This is a genomic window from Prevotella sp. P4-119 (assembly GCF_002251345.1).
Classification (GTDB): domain Bacteria; phylum Bacteroidota; class Bacteroidia; order Bacteroidales; family Bacteroidaceae; genus Prevotella.
In genome coordinates this window covers 41,654-62,962 of the sequence record NZ_NPJB01000096.1, presented here as the reverse complement: position 1 = coordinate 62,962, position 21,309 = coordinate 41,654, and the positions used below count along the sequence as shown (strand labels likewise).

The 21,309-nt window shown below is 43.0% G+C and carries 15 protein-coding genes; 9 read left to right on the top strand and 6 right to left on the bottom strand.

The features are described 5' to 3' along the window. Nucleotides 1-27: 27 nt before the first annotated feature. The 4 genes from truA to fabD all read right to left on the bottom strand — a co-directional run bounded on the left by truA (nucleotide 28) and on the right by fabD (nucleotide 5,656). Nucleotides 28-756, bottom strand: a complete 729-nt coding sequence (truA, locus tag CIK89_RS12430) for a tRNA pseudouridine(38-40) synthase TruA (RefSeq protein ID WP_094391679.1) — start codon at nucleotides 754-756, stop codon at nucleotides 28-30. Between the two features lie 30 nt (nucleotides 757-786). After that, nucleotides 787-2,454, bottom strand: a complete 1,668-nt coding sequence (locus tag CIK89_RS12425; RefSeq protein ID WP_094391678.1) for a formate--tetrahydrofolate ligase — start codon at nucleotides 2,452-2,454, stop codon at nucleotides 787-789. 84 nt (nucleotides 2,455-2,538) lie between these two features. After that, nucleotides 2,539-4,683 carry an alpha-amylase family glycosyl hydrolase gene (locus tag CIK89_RS12420; RefSeq protein ID WP_094391677.1) on the bottom strand — a complete coding sequence of 715 codons (2,145 nt, stop codon included), beginning with the start codon at nucleotides 4,681-4,683 and terminating at the stop codon, nucleotides 2,539-2,541. Nucleotides 4,684-4,765: 82 nt separating this feature from the next. Continuing rightward, nucleotides 4,766-5,656, bottom strand: coding sequence for an ACP S-malonyltransferase (fabD, locus tag CIK89_RS12415; protein WP_094391676.1), 891 nt, complete (start codon nucleotides 5,654-5,656; stop codon nucleotides 4,766-4,768). Nucleotides 5,657-6,416: 760 nt separating this feature from the next. On the opposite strand from fabD, the gene rho reads away from it, so the two are divergent. The 8 genes from rho to CIK89_RS12375 all read left to right on the top strand — a co-directional run bounded on the left by rho (nucleotide 6,417) and on the right by CIK89_RS12375 (nucleotide 16,640). After that, nucleotides 6,417-8,396, top strand: a complete 1,980-nt coding sequence (gene rho / locus CIK89_RS12410; RefSeq protein WP_094391675.1) for a transcription termination factor Rho — start codon at nucleotides 6,417-6,419, stop codon at nucleotides 8,394-8,396. Between the two features lie 28 nt (nucleotides 8,397-8,424). Then, the gene (gene glyA / locus CIK89_RS12405) at nucleotides 8,425-9,705 is read left to right on the top strand and encodes a serine hydroxymethyltransferase (RefSeq protein ID WP_094391674.1); all 1,281 of its coding nucleotides are present in this window, start codon (nucleotides 8,425-8,427) and stop codon (nucleotides 9,703-9,705) included. A 403-nt stretch (nucleotides 9,706-10,108) separates the two neighbouring features. Then, complete coding sequence (locus CIK89_RS12400; protein ID WP_094391673.1) at nucleotides 10,109-10,711, top strand: riboflavin synthase; 603 nt, start codon at nucleotides 10,109-10,111, stop codon at nucleotides 10,709-10,711. Between the two features lie 178 nt (nucleotides 10,712-10,889). Further along, nucleotides 10,890-11,165, top strand: coding sequence for an HU family DNA-binding protein (locus tag CIK89_RS12395; RefSeq protein ID WP_094391672.1), 276 nt, complete (start codon nucleotides 10,890-10,892; stop codon nucleotides 11,163-11,165). A 242-nt stretch (nucleotides 11,166-11,407) separates the two neighbouring features. Beyond that, nucleotides 11,408-12,985 (top strand): Rne/Rng family ribonuclease, encoded by a 1,578-nt coding sequence (locus tag CIK89_RS12390; RefSeq protein WP_094391671.1) that lies wholly within the window; start codon nucleotides 11,408-11,410, stop codon nucleotides 12,983-12,985. Between the two features lie 24 nt (nucleotides 12,986-13,009). Further along, nucleotides 13,010-14,194 (top strand): glycosyltransferase family 2 protein, encoded by a 1,185-nt coding sequence (locus CIK89_RS12385; RefSeq protein ID WP_094391670.1) that lies wholly within the window; start codon nucleotides 13,010-13,012, stop codon nucleotides 14,192-14,194. Between the two features lie 100 nt (nucleotides 14,195-14,294). Further along, nucleotides 14,295-15,548, top strand: coding sequence for an ATP-binding protein (locus CIK89_RS13980; RefSeq protein WP_094391669.1), 1,254 nt, complete (start codon nucleotides 14,295-14,297; stop codon nucleotides 15,546-15,548). Between the two features lie 30 nt (nucleotides 15,549-15,578). Continuing rightward, the gene (locus CIK89_RS12375) at nucleotides 15,579-16,640 is read left to right on the top strand and encodes an endonuclease/exonuclease/phosphatase family protein (RefSeq protein ID WP_094391668.1); all 1,062 of its coding nucleotides are present in this window, start codon (nucleotides 15,579-15,581) and stop codon (nucleotides 16,638-16,640) included. Between the two features lie 108 nt (nucleotides 16,641-16,748). Here the strand turns inward: CIK89_RS12375 and CIK89_RS12370 are convergent, their stop codons facing one another. Then, nucleotides 16,749-17,387, bottom strand: coding sequence for a hypothetical protein (locus CIK89_RS12370; RefSeq protein WP_094391667.1), 639 nt, complete (start codon nucleotides 17,385-17,387; stop codon nucleotides 16,749-16,751). A 71-nt stretch (nucleotides 17,388-17,458) separates the two neighbouring features. On the opposite strand from CIK89_RS12370, the gene CIK89_RS12365 reads away from it, so the two are divergent. Next, entirely contained in the window at nucleotides 17,459-18,742 is a 1,284-nt protein-coding gene (locus tag CIK89_RS12365; RefSeq protein WP_094391666.1) for a DUF5103 domain-containing protein, read from the top strand. Here CIK89_RS12365 and CIK89_RS12360 read toward each other — a convergent pair. Beyond that, nucleotides 18,734-21,187, bottom strand: a complete 2,454-nt coding sequence (locus tag CIK89_RS12360) for a helix-turn-helix domain-containing protein (RefSeq protein ID WP_158215029.1) — start codon at nucleotides 21,185-21,187, stop codon at nucleotides 18,734-18,736. The two genes, CIK89_RS12365 and CIK89_RS12360, sit on opposite strands and share 9 nt — an antisense overlap. Nucleotides 21,188-21,309 lie beyond the last annotated feature (122 nt).

The window sequence follows — 21,309 nt, the reverse complement described above, 5'->3', positions numbered from 1 at the left end:
GAAAAAATGTATCGTTGTTTGAAATACTTAATATTCTACCCGTTCAAGAAACAATGCTTTGGCGGGCATCGACTCGCCTGCTTGGGTACGATGTCCACTCTCAATAACCCGTCGAAACTCCTCAAGGGTCATGCGGCCTCGCCCCACTTCTATGATCGTACCGACAACGGCCCTTACCATATTCCGAAGAAATCTATTGGCACGTATCTCGAAATACCACTCCTCTGGAGCGGTTTGATGCCATTGTGCATGGGTTACCTTACAGAGCGTGGTCTTGACGTCGCTTCCGGTTTTGCAAAACGAACCGAAATCGTCATATTCCATCAGTATAGCCCCAGCTTGATTCATGAGTCCGAAATCGAGCTGATAATGCATCTGCAGGCTAAACTGCTGGCAAAAGGGATTCTTGCCGTAGTGGATATAATAATGGTAGGTTCGGGCGGTAGCCGAAAAACGAGCATGTTTATCGGCTGCAACCGCCTCTACCTTAGAAACTCCTATATCGTATGGCAATACGCCATTGAGGCGCTTGACCATGTGTACACAATCGAAAACAACCTCAGTATCGAAATGTGCAGCCATTTGGCGTGCATGAACTCCTGTGTCAGTTCGTCCTGCTCCTGTCACGTGAATATCCTCACGGAGAAGGAGTGAAAGTGCACGTTCCAATTCTTCTTGAACTGTAATACCATTGGGCTGATACTGCCATCCATGATAACGTGTTCCATCATAACCAAACCATACGAAATATCTCATTTTCTTAACTTGTTTGATTGTTTCTTTTCTTTAGCTTAAACCATCTATCTCACCATCTACCAAGCGAATATGTAATGCCTGAGGAGATTTTGGAAGTCCTGGCATGCGAATCATGCTTCCTGCAATAGCCACAATCATCTCGGCTCCGGAATTGATGACGATGTCACGGATTTCAAAATCAAATCCGTCGGTCACTCCGTATGCCTTCGGGTCTTGCGAGAACGAATACTGGGTCTTGGCAATACACACGGGGAAGGTTCTGCAACCTAATTGCTCTGCGCGTTTCATCTTGAGCTGGGCATCTGCTGAGAATGTCACATGCGAGGCGCCATAGATTCTGCGTGCGACAGCTTCAATCTTTGCACTTATGTGACTCTCGTCTGCATACATCAGCTGGAGTGGTTTTGACGGTTTCTGCTCTATCGTCTCGACCACCAGACGGGCAAGGTCTTCAGCACCTGCGCCCCCTTGTGCATAGGCGTTATTTAAGGCAAAGGGTACGTCCTGTTCCTTACAATGGCGACGTACCATTTCTATTTCCTGTGCATCATCATCTGCATATTGATTGAAACAAACGAGTACGGTCTGACCGAATTTCTGGAGGTTGTGAATATGCTTGTCGAGATTGCGCAAGCCGCGACAAACTCCTTCTGTATGAGGCAGACGGATTGCCCTCTCTTCCACTCCACCATGCATTTTCAATCCGCGTAGCGTAGCCACAAGGACCGTCAGTTTGGGTTGAATATGGGCTTTACGACACTTGATATCAAGGAATTTCTCTGCACCCAGATCAGCACCAAATCCTGCTTCTGTCACTACATAGTCGCCATACGTCATCGCCATCTTTGTAGCTATAATAGAATTGCAACCATGTGCGATATTGGCAAATGGTCCTCCATGGATGAAGGCAGGCGTATTTTCTGTGGTCTGAACGAGATTAGGATTGAGTGCATCTTTCAACAATACTGCGATAGCGCTCCCTACTCCCAAATCGCTCACATAAAACGGTTTGTCTTCGAGCGTGTAACCCAGTAGGATGTGATTGATTCTTCGTTCTAAATCTTCAAGGTCAGAGGCAAGACAAAGGATTGCCATAATCTCGCTGGCAGGAGTAATGTCGAATCCGCTTTCCTGCGGACAGCCGTTGACATGAGGTCCTAGTCCTGTTACGATGTGTCGGAGCGATCGGTCGTTCACATCCATGACTCTTCGCCATAGTATCTGTTTCATTCCGAAACCTTCAGTCTGGTGCTGATAGATGTAATTGTCGAGCAAAGCGGCAATCATATTGTTTGCCGTGGTAATGGCATGGAAATCGCCTGTGAAATGCAGGTTGATTCTATCCATGGGCAACACCTGTGCGTAGCCTCCTCCGGCAGCTCCACCCTTTTGTCCGAAACACGGACCGAGTGATGGTTCGCGGAGTGCCAGAACAGCTCTTTTTCCTATACGTGCCAATCCGAGCGAGAGACCGACGGAGACGGTTGTCTTGCCGATTCCTGCCTTTGTAGGAGTAATGGCTGTTACGAGGATGAGGTTACTCTTTTCAACTCGTTCTTCATCAATCAGTTTGCCTGGCACTTTGGCAATAAATTTTCCATACGGTTCAATCAGGTCTTGGTTGATGCCCATCGTGGCAGCAATCACGCTGATTGGCTTCAATGTTGCTTCGCGTGCAATTTCGATGTCTTGTTTCATGCGGTCAGGTGGGTTTTAAATGATTATATATTTGTTGATATAGTCCTGCTGTGTCACCATGTAATCGATTGTTTCTTATTGTTTTTATTGCACCACTTTGAAACGAACCCGGAATACCTTGTTTTCTTCGTCCCAATTCGTTCCAAGTAATTCAAAACGGCCAATCTGACTGGTTGATCGCACGTGTTTGCCGATACACGGACAAACGTCATAATCGCCTATGCGTACGAGTCGGATGGTTTCCGACGCATCTTCTGGCAGTCGGTCTGGCGAAACGCCCTCTGGCAGATTGTTGCGGTCAACAAATTCAAACTCCACAGGCAAATCCTCTTCAATAAGTCGGTTCATCGTCTGTTCTATTTCCTTCTCCTCTTGGCGCGAAGGTTTATGACTCAGATGAAAGCTCATCTTGCTCTTTTTGCGCTCGATATGTGCGTTGAAAGAACGTTCACAACCGAATATGCGCATCATGGTCTGATTGAGCAGGTGTTCGGCTGTATGAGCCGGAGGAAATTCTTCTTTGTGGTGTTCGTTGAGAATGATATTTTCCATTGTTTTATGATTTTCAGATACTGTAACTTTCATCTTCATCACCACGCCCCCATTGGCGCCTACCTGCAGTCGAACGGCCTTATCTGGCTGCAGGTCAATGTTGGTTTTTGTTTTGCTCCACAGTTCTGTGGCAACATATTCGCCTGAGGCAACTTGCAAGAAGTCGAAGGCGTGTTTCGGCAGATTGACATCAACATCAACTTCGTGGTCTTCAAAATTGACTACCACCAAGAGCAGGTCATGTCCGATGTGGCGGAGGAACGCATATTGACGGTGCAAATGTGGATTCACATACATCAGGTCGAAGAATGTGCCTTCGCTTATGGCTTTCTCGCGACGAGCAATCTGCATGGTTTGTTCATGTTGTGCATAAACCAGTTTTTCGTCGGCGGTCAATTTTCTGGAGGCTGCCCGACATAGGGTATCGATACTCCAGTAGTCGAATATTGTGGTTCGTCCATCGCATCCGCTAAATCCTTCGTGGTCCATTCCGCGCTCTCCATACTCTTCTCCGAAATAGAGCATAAAAGGATTCTGTTGCATGAGCATGGATGCCATCATAGCAGGGACTCCGCGACGGGCTTCGCCTGCAAAGAATGTGCTTGCAATACGTTGTTCGTCGTGGTTTTCCAAGAAGTACAACATGTGTTGACGAATATCGTCTGTTTGTTGCCAGGCAGAAGTAATTGCCGAGGTAGCAGCCTGTCCGGTTATGACGGCGCGCATCGTATCATACATGCCTACTTTGTCGTAGAGTAAGTCAAAGCCGGCTGAAATATAACTACGATATAATGACGGATTATATACCTCACCGATGAACTGTATGTCGGGATATTGTTCTTTTACCGCTTTTGTAGCATAGCTCCAAAATGCTGCCGGCACCATCTCAGCCATGTCGCAACGGAAACCGTCTATACCTTTGGCTGCCCAGAACAAGAGGATGTCGGTCATTTTCTTCCAGGTATTGGGCATGGGATTGTCGTACAATACTCCACCTGCGTAATAGTCAACACCATAATTGAGTTTTACCGTTTCATACCAGTCATTCCTCCCTGGCGCATTGTCAAAATGGTCGTTGCCCGTGGCTTTGGCAGGATATTCTTCGTAAGGTGTTGCTTCGCCGTGATAAAGGTCAAAACAAGGTACGAAAGCTTGTCCTGGACAGTAATAGAAATTGTTATCTACCGGGTCGAAGCCTCTATCCACATGATCGTCTTCTCCAAGGTCGCTAACATTTGCTGGCTTGCAAATGGAATGATACTGGCGTGCAACGTGGTTGGGCACAAAATCGATAATCACTTTGAGACCAGCCTCGTGGGTGCGCTGAAGCAAGGCTTCAAACTCCTCCATTCTGTGGTCAACATCTGTTGCGAGATCTGGATCAACATCATAATAATCGGCAATAGCGTATGGCGAACCGGCACATCCTTTGACAACTGCAGGATGTTGTTTTGGGATTCCATATGCTGAATAATCTGTCCTCGTCGCATGACGAATAACCCCCGTGTACCAGACATGAGTAATGCCCATTCTTGCCCATCGGTTCAATACCTTTGGGGTGAAATCATCCATTTTTCCGCAACCATTCTCTTCAATGGTTCCGTTCATGTGACGGGTGATACTACGATTGCCGTAAAGGCGAGTAAAAACTTGATAGATAACCTGTTTACCTGTCATAAAGATTTAACGAGTAAAGATAATAGGCGCAGGTATAGCCCACGCCTATTATTTATTTAATTCTGTTTTAGTATCATTAGGATTAAGCAATGCCATGAGCACTTACTTCCTTATTGATTTTTGCAATCATACCCTGAAGGGCTTTACCTGGACCGCACTCTGTAAAATCGTCTGCGCCAACGGCAATCATGTTCTGCACAATCTGTGTCCAACGAACCGAACTTGTCAGCTGAGCAATCAGGTTTTGCTTGATTTCAGCAGGATCGGTATGTGGCTTGGCATCTACATTCTGATAAATGGGACATTTGGGAGCGGCAAACTCAGTTTTCTCGATAGCGGCCTGAAGTTCGTCCTTAGCAGGCTGCATCAATGGAGAGTGGAATGCGCCACCCACCTTCAAAGGCAGAGCACGCTTAGCGCCGGCGGCTTTCAGCTGTTCGCAAGCCTCGTTGATGGCTTCTATATTACCAGAGATTACCAGCTGTCCGGGGTTGTTATAGTTGGCTGGAACCACAACACCCTTACCCATCTTGCTTACTTCTTTGCAAATGGCTTCAATCTTATCGTCGGGCAAACCGATGATGGCTGCCATGGTAGAGGGCTGAGCCTCACAAGCTTTCTGCATAGCCATGGCACGAGCATAAACCAGTTTAAGACCATCTTCAAAGCTCAATGCTCCAGCAGCAACAAGTGCCGAGAATTCGCCAAGAGAGTGTCCTGCAACCATAGCTGGTTGGAATGCGTCTCCCATGCAGATGGCAGAAATAACAGAGTGAAGGAAAACGGCGGGTTGCGTTACCTTGGTCTGTTTGAGGTCTTCGTCAGTACCTTCAAACATAATGTCGGTTATACGATAGCCAAGAATCTCGTTGGCTTTTTCAAAAAGTTCTTTTGCTTTAGGATTGTTGTCGTAGAGGTCTTTGCCCATTCCTACGAATTGAGCTCCCTGACCGGGAAATACAAATGCTTTCATTTTCTTATATATTTTTATTATGAAATTCTTTCCGCGTGCAAAGGTACGAATAAGCGAGGGAAAAACCAAACTTATTTGAGTTTTTCCGAGCGGAAGTACCTAAAATCCGAAGGATTAAAGGTACGAATAAGCGAGGGAAAAACCAAACTTATTTGAGTTTTTCCGAGCGGAAGTACCTAAAATCCGAAGGATTAAAGGTACGAATAAGCGAGCAGAATCCAAAAGAAAAACACATTTTCTTTTTGGATTATCGAACGAAAGTACCCAAGAGACAACAGTCTCAGAGGTACGAATAAGCAAACAAAACCTTTTATCTTCGAGTTGCATTCGGGATTCGTTCAGGTAATCGTCCTCAACTTTGTTAAGTCAAATGATCCGTTCGAGATTTTCCGTGAAAAAAGCGAAGAACAGAAATCGCGTAACATGTCCCAAGAAGCTCCCAAGTAAATCCCAAGTAAGTCCCAAAATCATGTCCACAACAATAGGAACATGATAGGACCATATAGGTAAGAACTGCCGATGTGCTAACCTTATTATATTATGAGATAAAAAAAGCAGATAAAAGTCTTTGAACACCAAACATAATTGAATAATTTGAATCTCTATCAGATTATTTTTGTTGAAATAGTTTGGAAATCTCAAATATATTGATTACTTTTGCAGCCGATATTAATCATTCCCTTGTTTCCATTCGAGAAACAATAGTATTGCGACAAATTCCTGTCGCACACATTCATACCAAGAATACTTAGAAATAAATATGTACTTAAAAGAAGATTTGGAAAAAATGGAAATCTCTCAACTTATGGAGATTGCCCATGAAGTAGGTGTAAAAGTGTCACCTGACGATTCTTTGGAAAGCGTAATCTATGCCATACTCGATAAACATGCCATAGATTCTGCTGCGGAGTCTGTGGCTAACACCAAACGCAAACGCACACGTATAGCTAAAAAAGAAAAAGATAAAGTATATACTGTCAGCGGAAAAGACGGAGAAAACCTTGATACAAAGCCTGCAAAACGCGAGAAGAAACCTTCTCTCGACACACTCCTTGCTACTGCCGCACAACAAACTATTCCCACAGAAGAAAATGACAACAGCGAAACCATTGCACCACAATCTATAGAAACAGCAAAAGATGCTGAAACAGAAACAGCACCTGTGGAAAAGGCAGAAAAAGAAGCTACAGATAAGCCTGCTCCTAAAAAACGAGGAAGGAAATCGAAAAAGGAACTCGAAGCTCTCGAACTGGAAAAGGCTGCAAAAGAAGCGGCCCTTATTCAGCAACAACCCGAAACTAACGAGCCCCAAGAGCAGATTGAAAACGTAGACCCCAATACTGTTGCACAAGAGGAGCCTGTGACAGAACCACAGTCCGAAGCTCAGAACATGGAGCAAAACAATAACACAGACTACAACGAAGGTCCAATGACAGAAGATGATGTTTGGAGTGGAGACCCAGGAGACGGTACTGATTTTATTACCGTTGTCGACCTGCCCATAGAAGACCAAGAGGCACTACCTTCACTCGACATCTTCGACAGACCCATCAGCAGTAACGCCCCAACAGCCAGCACTTTTGTTGCACCACAACAACCTGCACAGGATAAATACGACTTCGACGGTATTATCTCTGGTAACGGAGTACTCGAAATACTACAAGATGGATACGGCTTCCTTCGTTCAAGCGACTACAACTACCTTTCATCACCCGATGATATTTACGTAAGTCCACAACAAGTAAAAGGCTATAGTCTCAAAACAGGCGACGTGGTGGAATGTACCGTAAGACCACCGCACGATAACGAGAAATACTTTGCTTTAACAGAAATAAAAAGCATCAACGGAAGAAACCCACAAGAGGTCAGAGACCGCGTAAGCTTCGAACATCTCACCCCACTCTTCCCCGATGAAAAATTCAACCTCTGCGGCAATAGCGCCACCACAAATCCAAGTGTACGCATCGTTGACCTCTTCTCACCTATAGGAAAAGGACAGCGCGCACTCATAGTGGCACAGCCAAAGACAGGTAAGACAGTACTGATGAAAGACATTGCCAACGCAATAGCAGCCAACCATCCAGAGGCTTACATCATGATGCTCCTCATTGACGAAAGACCTGAGGAAGTCACAGACATGAGCCGTACTGTCAACGCAGAAGTAATTGCATCTACCTTTGACGAACCAGCGGACAGACATGTAAAAATTGCCGGTATCGTACTGGAAAAAGCAAAAAGAATGGTTGAATGTGGACACGACGTAGTAATTTTCCTCGATTCCATCACAAGATTGGCACGTGCCTATAATACCGTAAGTCCTGCATCAGGAAAGGTACTCACAGGTGGTGTTGACGCCAACGCACTACAGAAACCAAAGCGCTTCTTCGGAGCTGCACGTAATATAGAAAACGGAGGTTCACTCACTATTATAGCCACAGCTCTTACAGATACGGGCTCAAAAATGGATGAGGTAATCTTTGAAGAATTCAAAGGAACCGGTAACTCCGAATTACAACTCGACCGCACATTGGCCAACAAACGCATATTCCCTGCTGTCAACCTCGTCCTCTCTTCTACCAGACGCGACGACTTGTTGCAGGATCCAACCACACTCCAGCGTATGTGGATTGTACGCAATTTTATTGCAGACATGAATCCTCTTGAAGCCATGAATACCATGCGAGACCGCATAATTAAAACCATGGACAACGAGGAATTCTTGGCCACAATGAATGGATAACCTTTAAATCATCCCAATAATTACAACTATGCAAAGAGACAACACGATTTTCGAGCTCATCGAAAAAGAGCATCAGCGCCAACTCAAAGGCATCGAACTGATTGCGTCAGAAAATTTCGTCAGCGAACAAGTGATGGAAGCCATGGGCAGCTATCTGACAAACAAATATGCTGAGGGCTACCCTGGACACCGATACTATGGTGGCTGTCAGGTCGTGGATGAAGTAGAACAACTCGCCATCGACCGTGTTTGCAAACTCTTCGGAGCTGAATACGCCAACGTACAACCCCACTCAGGAGCACAAGCAAACGCTGCAGTACTACTCGCCGTACTGAAACCAGGTGATACATTCATGGGCCTTAACCTGGCTCACGGCGGTCACCTCTCACATGGCTCACTCGTCAATACCAGCGGTATTCTCTACAAACCCGTAGGATACAATCTTGATGAGAAAACTGGACGTGTAGATTACGATGAAATGGAGCATTTAGCACTCGAGCACAAACCAAAACTCATCATCGGTGGCGGATCAGCATACAGCCGCGAATGGGACTACAAGCGCATGCGCGAAATCGCAGATAAAGTTGGGGCTTTGCTCATGATCGACATGGCACACCCAGCAGGTCTCATCGCCGCAGGACTCCTCGAGAACCCGGTGAAATGGGCTCATATCGTAACCTCTACCACACATAAAACCCTGCGCGGTCCACGCGGAGGTATCATCTTGATGGGTAAAGACTTTGAAAACCCATGGGGACTCAAAACGCCTAAGGGTGTCACCAAAATGATGTCACAACTGCTCAATTCAGCAGTATTCCCTGGACAGCAAGGCGGTCCTCTGGAACACGTTATTGCTGCTAAAGCAGTAGCTTTTGGCGAAGCACTACAGCCAGAGTTCAAAGAGTGGGCCAAACAAGTACAAAAGAATGCCAAGGTATTGGCTGAAGAACTCATCAAGCGTGGTTTCACCATCGTAAGCGGCGGTACAGACAACCACTCTATGCTCGTTGACCTGCGTACAAAATATCCCGATTTGACCGGTAAAGTAGCAGAGAATGCCCTCGTTGCTGCAGATATCACAGTCAACAAGAACATGGTACCATTCGACAGCCGTTCTGCCTTCCAGACATCAGGTATTCGCCTCGGCACTCCTGCCATCACTACACGTGGTGCAAAAGAAGACTTAATGGTAGAAATTGCCGCTTTCATCGAAGAAGTACTCAACGATCCCGAAAATCCAGAAGTTATTGCAAGTGTTCGCAAACGCGTCAACGAACGCATGAAGGAATATCCACTCTTTGCCTACTAAACTATTGAAAAGCAAGAGGTTTTAACCCTTCAAACAACTAAATACAAAGCAGTTCTGCTGACAACAAAAGTCACGCAGAACTGTTTTTTTTATCAGAAACATGAAAAATAATGTTGAGCAAACCTCGTGCTCTCCATTTTTTTTCGTATCTTTGCAAACAGAAAGAGAATGGCCGTATCGGTTCGATAGGGATACTCATCAAATTACTATGAAAACAGGGCGTATTTCCTGTACAATGGCGGGCCACAACTCCTAAGGAGCAGTTTGGCAACAGACCAGTGGATTACAAAGGCAGGAGAACCCCATATCTTCTAAAAAAGGAGTTTTCATCACATCACCGGTGCGGCCTCTTTTTTCTTTTTCATCAAAATAATCAAAGAAATATTAAACCAACATTAATAATATGTTTTCCGGAATAATCGAAGAAACCGCAACAGTTGTTGATATCATACGCGACCGCGACAATATCGACTTAAAATTACGTTGTCCGTTTACTAACGAGTTAGGTATCGACCAAAGTGTAGCACACAACGGAACATGCCTTACCGTAGTAGCCATTGACAACGATTGCTACACGGTAACAGCCATGAAAGAAACGTTAGAGCGCACCAACTTAGGACTACTTCACATAGGCGACAAAGTCAATGTGGAACGATCGATGATGATGAACGGACGTCTCGACGGACATATTGTACAAGGACACGTCGATCAAACCGCTGTGTGCATCGCAAAAGAAGACGCAAACGGCTCTACCTATTTTACTTTTGAATACCAAGAAAACCAAGAAATGGCTCTCAATGGCTATTTTACAGTAGATAAAGGCTCGGTTACCGTCAATGGTGTATCCCTTACCGTTTGCAACCCTACCGCCAACAGCTTTCAGGTAGCCATCATCCCCTACACCTTTGAACATACCAATTTTTGTAATATCGAAAAAGGAAGTGTTGTCAATATTGAGTTTGACATTATAGGCAAATACATCGCACGGCTACAACAGTTGAAATAACAAAATTCACAGCAGACCACACCTATAATATAAGGTGTAAGACCACAAAAATAGCACAAAAAATACTGATTATCAAAAAAAAACGAAAATATATTTCCGTTTCACGCTGAAAATCAGTATCTTTGCACTCCGAAATAAAAATTATAATCACAGAAAGAAAATAAAATCGTTAGAAAACATGACGAAAGCAGAAATTATCAACAAGATTGTCCTTGAAACAGGAATCTCGAAAAAAGATGTTGCAGGCACCATTGAAGCATTCATGGAAGAAATACGCCAGAGCATGTCAGTGAGAAAAGAAAACGTATATCTCAGAGGTTTCGGTACATTTACCGTTAAACACCGTGCCCAGAAAACTGCACGCAACATTTCCAAGAACACCACTCTTGTTATCGATGCACACGACTTCCCTGCATTCAAGCCTGCAAAGAGCTTTATCGCCAAAATGAAATAATTATAACAACAACTTAATTTATACACATTATGCCAAACGGAAAGAAAAAGAAGGGCCACAAGATGGCTACTCACAAGCGTAAGAAAAGACTGCGCAAGAATCGTCACAAGAGCAAGTAAGCCATAAGCATATAAGCTCAACGAGAAAAATGAAAGGAGTGTACCGAGAAAATGTCGAGTGCCGACAATTCTCAGTACACCCCTTTCTGTATTTCAAAATACAAATACAAAAAGTTTTTAAGAATGACAAGTGAAGTTATCATTGACGTACAACAGAAAGAAATCTCCATTGCACTTCTCGAAGACAAGAACTTGGTAGAATACCAAAACGAAAAGCGTGAGATGTCGTTTTCTGTAGGCAATATCTATCTGGGAAAAGTACACAAACTCATGCCCGGACTCAACGCATGCTTTGTCAATGTCGGTTCGGAACGCGACGCTTTCTTGCATTATCTTGACTTAGGAACACATTACTGTTCGTACGAGAAATACCTTAAACAAGTACAAAGCGACAGAAGAAAACTCTTTCCCATCTCTAAAGCTACACGACTGCCAGACTTACCCAAAGAAGGAAGCGTGCAAAATACGCTGAAGCCTGGTCAGGAAATTCTTGTCCAAGTGGTGAAAGAACCCATTTCAACCAAAGGACCACGACTTACCTGCGAGTTAAGTTTCGCGGGACGATATATGGTACTGATGCCTTTCCAAGACAAAGTATCAGTTTCCACAAAAATCAAAAAAGGAGAAGAAAGAGCCAGACTCAAACAATTGGTTCAGAGTATAAAACCAAAAAATTTCGGAGTTATAGTCAGGACATCAGCAGAGGGAAAACGTGTCGCAGAACTTGATGCAGAACTGAAACAACTGTTAAAACGATGGGATGAAGCCATAGAAAATGCACAGAAGGCCACAACATCGCCACAACTCATACACGAAGAAACAGGTCGTGCGGTAGCTTTGCTACGCGACCTGTTTGATCCTACTTACGACGGAATCTACATCAACGACAAAGAGGTATTTAAGCAAATCAAGAACTATGTCGAGATTATTGCCCCAGACAAGATAGACATTGTCAAACTCTACACAGGAAGCGTCCCCATTTTCGACAATTTCAACGTAACCAAACAGTTGAAGTCATCATTCGGCAAAACTGTCAACTACAAACGAGGAGCCTATCTGATTATTCAGCATACAGAAGCCATGCACGTGGTGGATGTAAACAGCGGAAACAGAACAAGGGCTGAAAACGGACAGGAAGCCAATGCACTCGAGGTAAATCTCGGAGCGGCCGATGAATTGGCAAGACAATTGCGACTAAGAGACATGGGAGGTATCATTGTTGTCGATTTCATCGACATGAATTTGGCAGAAGATCGACAATTGCTCTACGAAAGAATGTGTAAGAACATGCAGAAAGATCGTGCAAGACACAACATTCTTCCGCTTAGCAAATTCGGCCTCATGCAAATTACACGACAACGTGTACGCCCTGCTATGGATGTGAATGTGGAAGAGGTGTGCCCAACATGTCTCGGAACAGGCAAAATCAAGTCCTCAATACTCTTTACCGACCAATTGGAAAATAAGATTGACCAGCTGGTCAACAAGATTGGAATCAAGCAATTCACCCTCCATGTCCATCCCTATGTGGCAGCATACATCAATCAAGGAATGATTTCCATGAAGCGTCGCTGGCAAATTAAATATGGACTTGGAGTGCGCATAATCCCTTCGCAGAAACTGGCATTCCTGCAATACGAGTTCTATGACAAAAAAGGCCATTTCATCGACATGCGCGAAGAAGTGGAAAGTAAAAACTAAACAACAGACACAATATCATTTCTTATGCTTTTACTGAAAATCGTATTCTGGTCAGCTATAGCGCTGGTATTTTATACCTACTTCGGATATGGAATCTTACTTTATATCATAGTCGGAGTGAAACGGCTTTTAAGTAAAGGCAAAAAGGAAGAGACGAAACTGCCGGAAGACAACAAGCTTCCTGAAGTGACGCTTATGATATGTGCATACAACGAACAGGATATTGTCAACGACAAAATGAACAATACGTTGGCAATCGATTATCCGAAACTAAAAACCGTATGGGTTACAGACGGATCGGATGACGATACCAACCTAAAGCTGTCTTCCTACGACGTGAAGGTGATATTTTCACCTGAGCGTCGTGGAAAGACCGCAGCACTTAATCATGGCTTGGCATTGGTTGATACAGAACTTGTAGTGATGACAGACGCTAATACCATGCTCAACAGCAATGCCATACGCGAAATCGTGAAATGCTTTCTTGATCCAAAAGTAGGATGCGTAGCAGGAGAAAAGCGTGTTGCTGCCAACGAGCAAGGCCCACAACAAGCAGCAGCTCAAGGTGAAGGCCTCTACTGGAAATATGAAAGCAAACTTAAACAACTTGACAGCGAACTCTATTCAGCCATGGGAGCAGCAGGCGAGCTTTGTGCCATTCGCCGCTCTCTATACGTACCCATGCCAGAGAACGCTTTGCTTGATGATTTTGTCATGTCGTTGAGAATGCTGATGCAAGGCTATCGTATTGCTTATACTCCAAAAGCCTATGCACTTGAGCACGGATCTGCCAATTTAGCAGAAGAAGCCAAAAGAAAAAAACGTATTGCAGCAGGTGGACTACAGAGTATCTGGTGGCTTCGTCAACTCATGAATCCCCTACGCTATCCCATAGCTTCTTTTCAGTTTGTTTCACATCGTGTACTCCGTTGGACCATTACCCCTTTCGCACTTTTCTGTTTGATTCCACTTAACATTGCCCTTGTCTTGATGAAAGCAGGCATGGTTTACAACGTGATTTGGATATTGCAGATAGTTTTCTATCTTGCAGCATTGTGTGGCTATATGCAAGAACTCAATGGAAAGAAGAACAAATTTCTATATATCCCTTGCTACTTTGTATTTATGAACCTGAATGTATTCTACGGAATATCTTATCTTCAATCACATAAGAATAGTGGAAAATGGGAAAAAAGCAAACGCGCTTAAAATATATACTCCCCAGGTTTGGCGGAATAAAAAAAAAATTATATCTTTGCAGAAGTATATTACAAACAAGAACTAATTACATCTTGAAAAATTAAATATTATGAACCAAGATGAACGCAAAGAGCTTATAGCAAAGATAAACGAAGCAAATTCCAGAGCTGATGCTGCTGAAATCAAATTTTTGAGTCTCCAGAAAAAGATAGGCGAATATGAAGCAAAAGCAAAAGAGGCCGAACGGGCAAACCGCATGAAATCGTTGTTTTTGGCCAATATGAGCCATGAAATAAGAACACCGCTCAATGCAATCGAAGGTTTCTCAAGAGTCATGTGTGAAACTGAATCACAGGAAGAACGCATGAAATACATGGAGATTATTGAGAGCAACAATTCGCGTTTGCTGACACTTATCAATGAAATTCTTGACCTTTCACGAGTAGAAGCCGGAGAAGTTTCGATAAAGAAGTCGTTAACAGACCTCAACGAACTTTGTAGAACACTCAACAACACATTCAAGTTTAGATGTCCTGATACTGTCAACATGGTGTGGGAAGAACCTAATATGACTGTCATGCTCAATACTGATGGTAACCGTATTTCGCAGGTATTCTCAAACTTAATCAGCAACGCTCTGAAGCATACCACACAAGGTAGCATTTCTTATGGATACAGACTGATTAACGACGGGCAAGACGTAGAATTTTATGTGAGCGATACCGGTTCAGGTATTGACCCACAAGACATAGACAACATTTTCAAGACCTATGTTTCGAAAGATGCCGACTTTATTCAAAACGGATTTGGCCTCGGTTTGCCTTTAAGCAAAATTATTGTAGAAAAACTTGGAGGAACCATCAGCGTATCTTCCAAGCTCGGCCAAGGTTCGACCTTCCGCTTTACAATACCTTTCGATGGATCAGTTGGAGGACTTGCCAAAAACTCACGCATCACCACTAATTCGCGAACCATACGAGTTAGTACACATGGCAATTTGCAAGATGCTCCACTTATTCTCGTTGCAGAAGATGAAGACAACAACTATGAGCTGGTTAAGGTCGTGCTTTCCAAACGCTATCGCTTGCTACGCGCCCACAATGGAATAGAAGCCGTAACATTTTGTGAAGACGAGCATCCCGACCTTATTCTCATGGACATCAGAATGCCGGAAATGGATGGACTCGATGCCACTCGAATCATCAAAGAAGTAAATCCAGACGTACCCATTATTGCCCTCAGCGCCTATGCCTTTGAGGAAAATATAAGAGAGGCCCAAGCTGCAGGATGCAACGGATTTCTTTCAAAGCCATTCCGCGTGGAAGACTTGTTGGATAAGATTCACAACTATTTGACCGAATAAGTATATTCTAAATCTTTTGACACAAATTATATGGGAAAACTTGCTGTTTATCGCTATGTGGCTATGATGTTTCTTATAATGCAGATTATAGTATCTATCTTCACGATTCTCGGTTTGTTTGGAGGAAACTATTCGCCAGTAGGAAATAATGCAAAGGCAATGATAGTTTATATCTTGCCCCTGCTCATCCTTGCCAACCTACTATTGTTGGTATATTGGTTGATTAAACGGAACTGGCTGTTGACATTTGTACCAATCATCACATTACTTTGTTGCATTCCCTATATTGGTACGCTAGTCCAATTCCGGTCTGACAACACCAAAGCGGTTGCAGCTCAAGACGGTTTAACTATCGCCACATACAACGTTGCCATGTTTGGAAGGGAGACATCAGGTTTCATCTCTCAAGACATCTTGGCAGAAATGAAAAACCAAAAAGTAGATGTGCTTTGTTTTCAGGAGTATCTTGATGCAAGTGGCGATAAGAAAGTGTCTGATTCATATAAGAACTACTTTCCTTACAAAGCTTATGGACGTGATGATATGATCATCTACAGCCGCTATCCAATCCGTAAAACGGATAAGATTCTCTTTGAATATTCCAACAATAGTGCCATGTGGGCAGACATAGAGGTAAACGGAAAAATCATCCGCGTTTATAATGTTCACCTGCAGACAACAGGTATCAACGGCACACTCCATCAAGTTGCCAAAGCTAACTATCACGGAATAAATGTAGATAAAAGTTCTATTTTGCGCGCCATTTATGGCAATTACACTTTAGGTCTGATGATTCGTTCAGGCCAATCGATGACTATAGCTAACAATATGCGACAGACAGAACACCCACGTATCATCTGCGGCGACTTTAACGATGTGCCCTACTCTTATGTATATAAGACACTTTTAGGCAACATGATTGACGGATTCAAAGAATGTGGTTTCGGCTGGATGAGTACCTTCCGTGGTGGAAAGAAAAGTGTCCGCATTGACTACATCTTCCATGATGAGATGCTCAAAGGTCTTACCTATTACAAACGTGAGCTTACATACTCTGATCACTATCCCGTATTTATGAAAATTGCTTTATAGAATAATTTCCTATATACAAACTGGCAGTACTACACAGACAACCCTATAGTACTGCCGGTTTTGTATTTTATCCCTTCATTAAATATTCCACATACTCATTATCGATAATTATAAATCTGCCGGTTCCTCTTCAAAATGACCTTCACGATTGATATGGAATTTACGACTTTCTTTCCATTCAAAATCAGCATCCGGCTTATTGTCCGAACGAAAGAAGCGCATTAATGTCACTTCGTAACGGCTCGTCACAGAATATTCAAGTTTCATACTTCCAATTTCACCATTCAGATCACCATCGGCACGTTCGTAAATGGTCAACCGGTCTTGCATGACGTTATCGTGATCAAAAACACAAAGGTATAAAGTTGGTGGAGTTATAGAATCCATACGCTCTGCCAACAGTACCATATTAAAATGAGGGGTTGGTGGAAGAATCGCAGCTTTGAGTTTCTGGTCTCCCTCACACCCCATACTACTATTGAATAGTTTTGGAACAGGCGTCATCTGGGGAAGATATTCCACAAACTCAGGGGTATAATGCAAAGGTAACGCAATCATAGAAAGACTGTCGAAAAATACAGTCAAAGGTTCACGGTTATCGGGTACAGGCAACATAGCTTTCGTGGTTTCCGCTTTTTTAATACTGTCTATCTTACGCTGATACTCCGCCATTCGATTGTGATTGCGACAACCGAACGCCATCATCAGTAAGACAGCACTTACCCAAATTATAGATTTCTTCATCATGAATGCAAATGTAGCAATTTTTTTTCAATCTATTCTGTTTTCTAACAAGAAATTACTAAATTTGCGCCATTATGATGAAAACGTTCAATTGCAGAAGGAACTTTTTTCTATTGTTCCTATTCCTGATAACAGCAATTTCTACAGTTGCCAATGGTCAGCATTTCCAAACGTCAGGTCCTGGCGAGTGGGTAAATTCTACGCGACTATATGTTTCGCAATTAAAATCCCTTACCGCTATTGTGAATGACAATTGGCAAACGTTGCCCCTACTCCATCTTCATGCAACAAACGAAAGAATGACAGTTGGCTTTGATGAAATGTCTCACGAAGTCCACGACTACATTTGCAGACTGGAACGGTGTGAACCCGACTGGACTACTTCTCAATTTGTTTTTGAAAACGACTGGATGCAAGGATTCTCAGAATTTCCGATATTGGATTACCAACATTCCATCAATACCACCATCGACTATACACACTATACGATTACGATTCCCAACGAACAATGTCAGATTACGATGAGTGGAAACTACCGATTAAGAATATTCGACAGGAATCATCGCCTTGATCAACCCGTAGCAGAAGTTTGCTTCATGGTTGTTGAACCGAAGGCTAAGGTAGCCTTGACTATGACAACCATTACCGATAAGGACGTAAACGGAAAACATCAGCAGATTTCTGCGACCTTAGAATATCCATCACTTAATATTTCCGATCGAGAACGACAGTTATATACCGTTATGATGCAGAACTGGCATTGCCCACGAATCAACGTTCCTCCTACATATCAAATGAAAAGCGGAATGAAATGGGACCACGATGAAAACTACATTTTCTTGGCAGGCAACGAATATCACAAGTTTGAAATACTTGCCACCAGCCACCCAACAATGGGCATAGAACGTATCGAATGGAATGGCCATCAATATGACGCTTATCTCCATCCCGATGTTCCCAGACCGTTCTACCTAACCGATGAAGCCGCTAAAGGTTTTTCACTTGTTCGTAATAGCGACCGACAGGAAGATGATGTAACGTGCGACTATGTTTCTGTAAACTATCAATTACAAGCCCCCTATCATGGCAACAGATACATTTTTGGGCAATGGACCAATTCGTCAGACAGTCGAGACTATTTGATGTACTATGATAATACCACATCATCATATCATGCAACTATCATGCAGAAACAAGGCTATTATTCCTATATCTATGTTGATGATAAAGGTCTTCCGGCAGAAACAGAAGGAAATTTCTTCCAAACAAGCAATAACTACCAGATGCTCGCATATTATCGTCCTATAGGTGGACGAACATGGCTTTTAGTCGGCTTTTGCGAATTATTATCAAGATAGTCTTGTTGTTTTAAGAACATTCTTCCTTTGTTCTGTCCTATAGGCTATTGGAGTACATTGATAGCGATGATAGAAACATGCAATAAAGTAGTTTACCGATACGAAACCACACATTTTGGCAATTTCAGGAATACCCATTGTAGATTCACTCAGCATTTTCTTTGATGTTTCAAGGCGTAGCGATATCAAGAAATGGATTGGGTTTTTATGGCTGTTAGCCATTACCATTTTCGAAAGTTCCACTTCGTCCACTTCAGCCTTTTCAGCCAATCGTCTGAGCGAAAGATGTTCGTTGTGATCGATGAGCAGATGAGGCATGATTTTCAACATCATTTGCTCGAACATATCTTCTCCTACATCCCCCTTGTCATCCGCGCCACCATTATTGTTTAATGGCTCAAGTACAGAGTTCTCATGTTGTTTACAGCGTTGCACAAATGTTTTCAATCGTTTCATTACCTGCGCTTCAACATTAATCCATTTCACGCGCATACGAATATATTTGTTGTACACCATTAGGTTGCCTACAATCAACACACACAGCGTCAATCCTAAAAGGACATATATGATAGTGGTGCGCCACCATGGCTCTTTCACGTAAATATGCCACACGTATGGTTTTTCTGTCCAATACTCAGGACTCATAGATGCTTGTAGCTCCACTTCATAATGTCCGGGGCTTATTCCCGACAAAGGTAAATGCAAAGCGCCTTTCTTATCCACCAATCCCCTTCCGTTGTAGGTTGATAAAACGGTCCATTCGTTATATGGTTCACATCCTTTTACGCGTACTCTATAATAGGTCTGAAACGGACGAAAATAGTTCAGACTGACAAACATCAACGTAATAGAGTTTTGGTCATAATTGAAGTACATATCACGTGTACGCGAGATAGCTACATCGGTTACTACGTTATCATTAAACCGCTCTCCCGGATGCACTTCATGACCATTCATCAAGATTTTGCACATTTGGGGAGTTAACCGGATTTGTTTGATTGCCTGTGTGTGGAACTTGTCAGGATGGAATGTCACCATGTGGTCAAGCGACTTGAAAATGATGGTACCGTCCGCCAGCTTGAGACTTGCTCCTTCTGTAAACGCTTCGTCAGGTACGTTATCTATTCCTGCAAAGTACTCAATATGCTTGACTTTGTTGTTCTTGACATCTATATGTGCTATACCATAACTTGTACTAACCCAAATATTGTGGTTGTTGTCTTCTATCACAGCACGTATTACCTCATTGGCAAGCCCATCCTTGTAGCCATACTCTATAGTCTTTGCATTAGGTCTCATAAGACGTATTCCGCTATAGGTTCCTTGCCAAGTCCATCCTCTGCTATCTACAAACGAGCAAGTGATTGTTGGAGGCAGATTTTTTGTATTGGTTTTAATCGCTTTAGCCATCTGGGACTCGTAGCGTTTAAAAAAATCGGTATTGGTTCCGTATTGTTGTATAGGCGACGCATATGGTTTGCAATAGAGTAATCCTCTGTGTTTACTTCCAAGCCACATACCGCCTTGTTTATCGAAGGTAAGGGCATTAATGTCAGGAACCATTCGTTGACCGTTGTCTAATGTGATTTCAGCATGGTGTTTTGTTTCTTCAGTTGCCAGGTTATATGTCCAATAACCTTCTACGCATGCAATATAGAGCTTGTTATCATGAACGACCATAGAGTTTAGACTGTAAGGAGTTTGGAGAATTGTTTTGGCACTCCGCTTCTTAACATCTAAATAAAGCAAAATTGATTTATTGACTCCTGTACGAATCTGAAAAATACCTTGTTCGGTTTTACACAAGACGCTGGTTGCATTGTAGCGTTTGCCAGCTTCTGCTGTCAAAGTATGTATCGTGTATAGTATTTTTTTTGTGTTAATATCATACACATCTACATCGCCATTGTTATAAAAGAGAAATAGCCGATTTTCAAAACGGGAAATATCCTGCAAAGGGTAACGCTTGATTTTAAGCGTACACTTCGTGTGAATGTTGACCAATTTGTCTCCCAACACCACCCAAACGGTAGCTGTCTCGTCAGCAAATAAGTCATCTACCTTGTTTTTGATACCATAAGAGTTGAACACGCCTTGTACATCATCGATAAACTCTTCTTTTCTTAGATCCACACATGTGACACGATGGGTGTCTTTAACCCAGAGATGCTGATTATTATCAAAATAGACATGCGAATAACCTGTGTATTTTGCCAAGGGATAGACATTAGACGGCTGTGGGTCTATATGTGTGAATGTCACGCCATCAAAGAAGTTCACGTGACCAAGTGTGGTGAGGATGATGCGGCCCGTTGTCGTGCAACTAATCGTCTGCGCACTATTATCTATCATGCCGTGTGACGAGGTATAAACCCTGAACACCCGATCTGCTTCGTTTGCTTTGGTATAAAATGGTTCAAAAAACAGCATTAATGCTATTATCACACAGCAAATTATTGTTCGTTTAGTCATTTTCGGTTTAGTAGTCATGTAACTTGTCGCAAAGTTAAGCAAAATGCTTGTGAAAAACAAGTTTTTGAACCGAAAATTGCTTGGTAAGGTACAAA

Bases quoted from the DNA above. Each gene is read 5' to 3' on its own strand.
- truA (WP_094391679.1), bottom strand. From the start codon at position 756: ATGAGATATTTCGTATGGTTTGGTTATGATGGAACACGTTATCATGGA.
- CIK89_RS12425 (WP_094391678.1), bottom strand. From the start codon at position 2,454: ATGAAACAAGACATCGAAATTGCACGCGAAGCAACATTGAAGCCAATC.
- CIK89_RS12420 (WP_094391677.1), bottom strand. From the start codon at position 4,683: ATGACAGGTAAACAGGTTATCTATCAAGTTTTTACTCGCCTTTACGGC.
- fabD (WP_094391676.1), bottom strand. From the start codon at position 5,656: ATGAAAGCATTTGTATTTCCCGGTCAGGGAGCTCAATTCGTAGGAATG.
- rho (WP_094391675.1), top strand. From the start codon at position 6,417: ATGTACTTAAAAGAAGATTTGGAAAAAATGGAAATCTCTCAACTTATG.
- glyA (WP_094391674.1), top strand. From the start codon at position 8,425: ATGCAAAGAGACAACACGATTTTCGAGCTCATCGAAAAAGAGCATCAG.
- CIK89_RS12400 (WP_094391673.1), top strand. From the start codon at position 10,109: ATGTTTTCCGGAATAATCGAAGAAACCGCAACAGTTGTTGATATCATA.
- CIK89_RS12395 (WP_094391672.1), top strand. From the start codon at position 10,890: ATGACGAAAGCAGAAATTATCAACAAGATTGTCCTTGAAACAGGAATC.
- CIK89_RS12390 (WP_094391671.1), top strand. From the start codon at position 11,408: ATGACAAGTGAAGTTATCATTGACGTACAACAGAAAGAAATCTCCATT.
- CIK89_RS12385 (WP_094391670.1), top strand. From the start codon at position 13,010: ATGCTTTTACTGAAAATCGTATTCTGGTCAGCTATAGCGCTGGTATTT.
- CIK89_RS13980 (WP_094391669.1), top strand. From the start codon at position 14,295: ATGAACCAAGATGAACGCAAAGAGCTTATAGCAAAGATAAACGAAGCA.
- CIK89_RS12375 (WP_094391668.1), top strand. From the start codon at position 15,579: ATGGGAAAACTTGCTGTTTATCGCTATGTGGCTATGATGTTTCTTATA.
- CIK89_RS12370 (WP_094391667.1), bottom strand. From the start codon at position 17,387: ATGATGAAGAAATCTATAATTTGGGTAAGTGCTGTCTTACTGATGATG.
- CIK89_RS12365 (WP_094391666.1), top strand. From the start codon at position 17,459: ATGATGAAAACGTTCAATTGCAGAAGGAACTTTTTTCTATTGTTCCTA.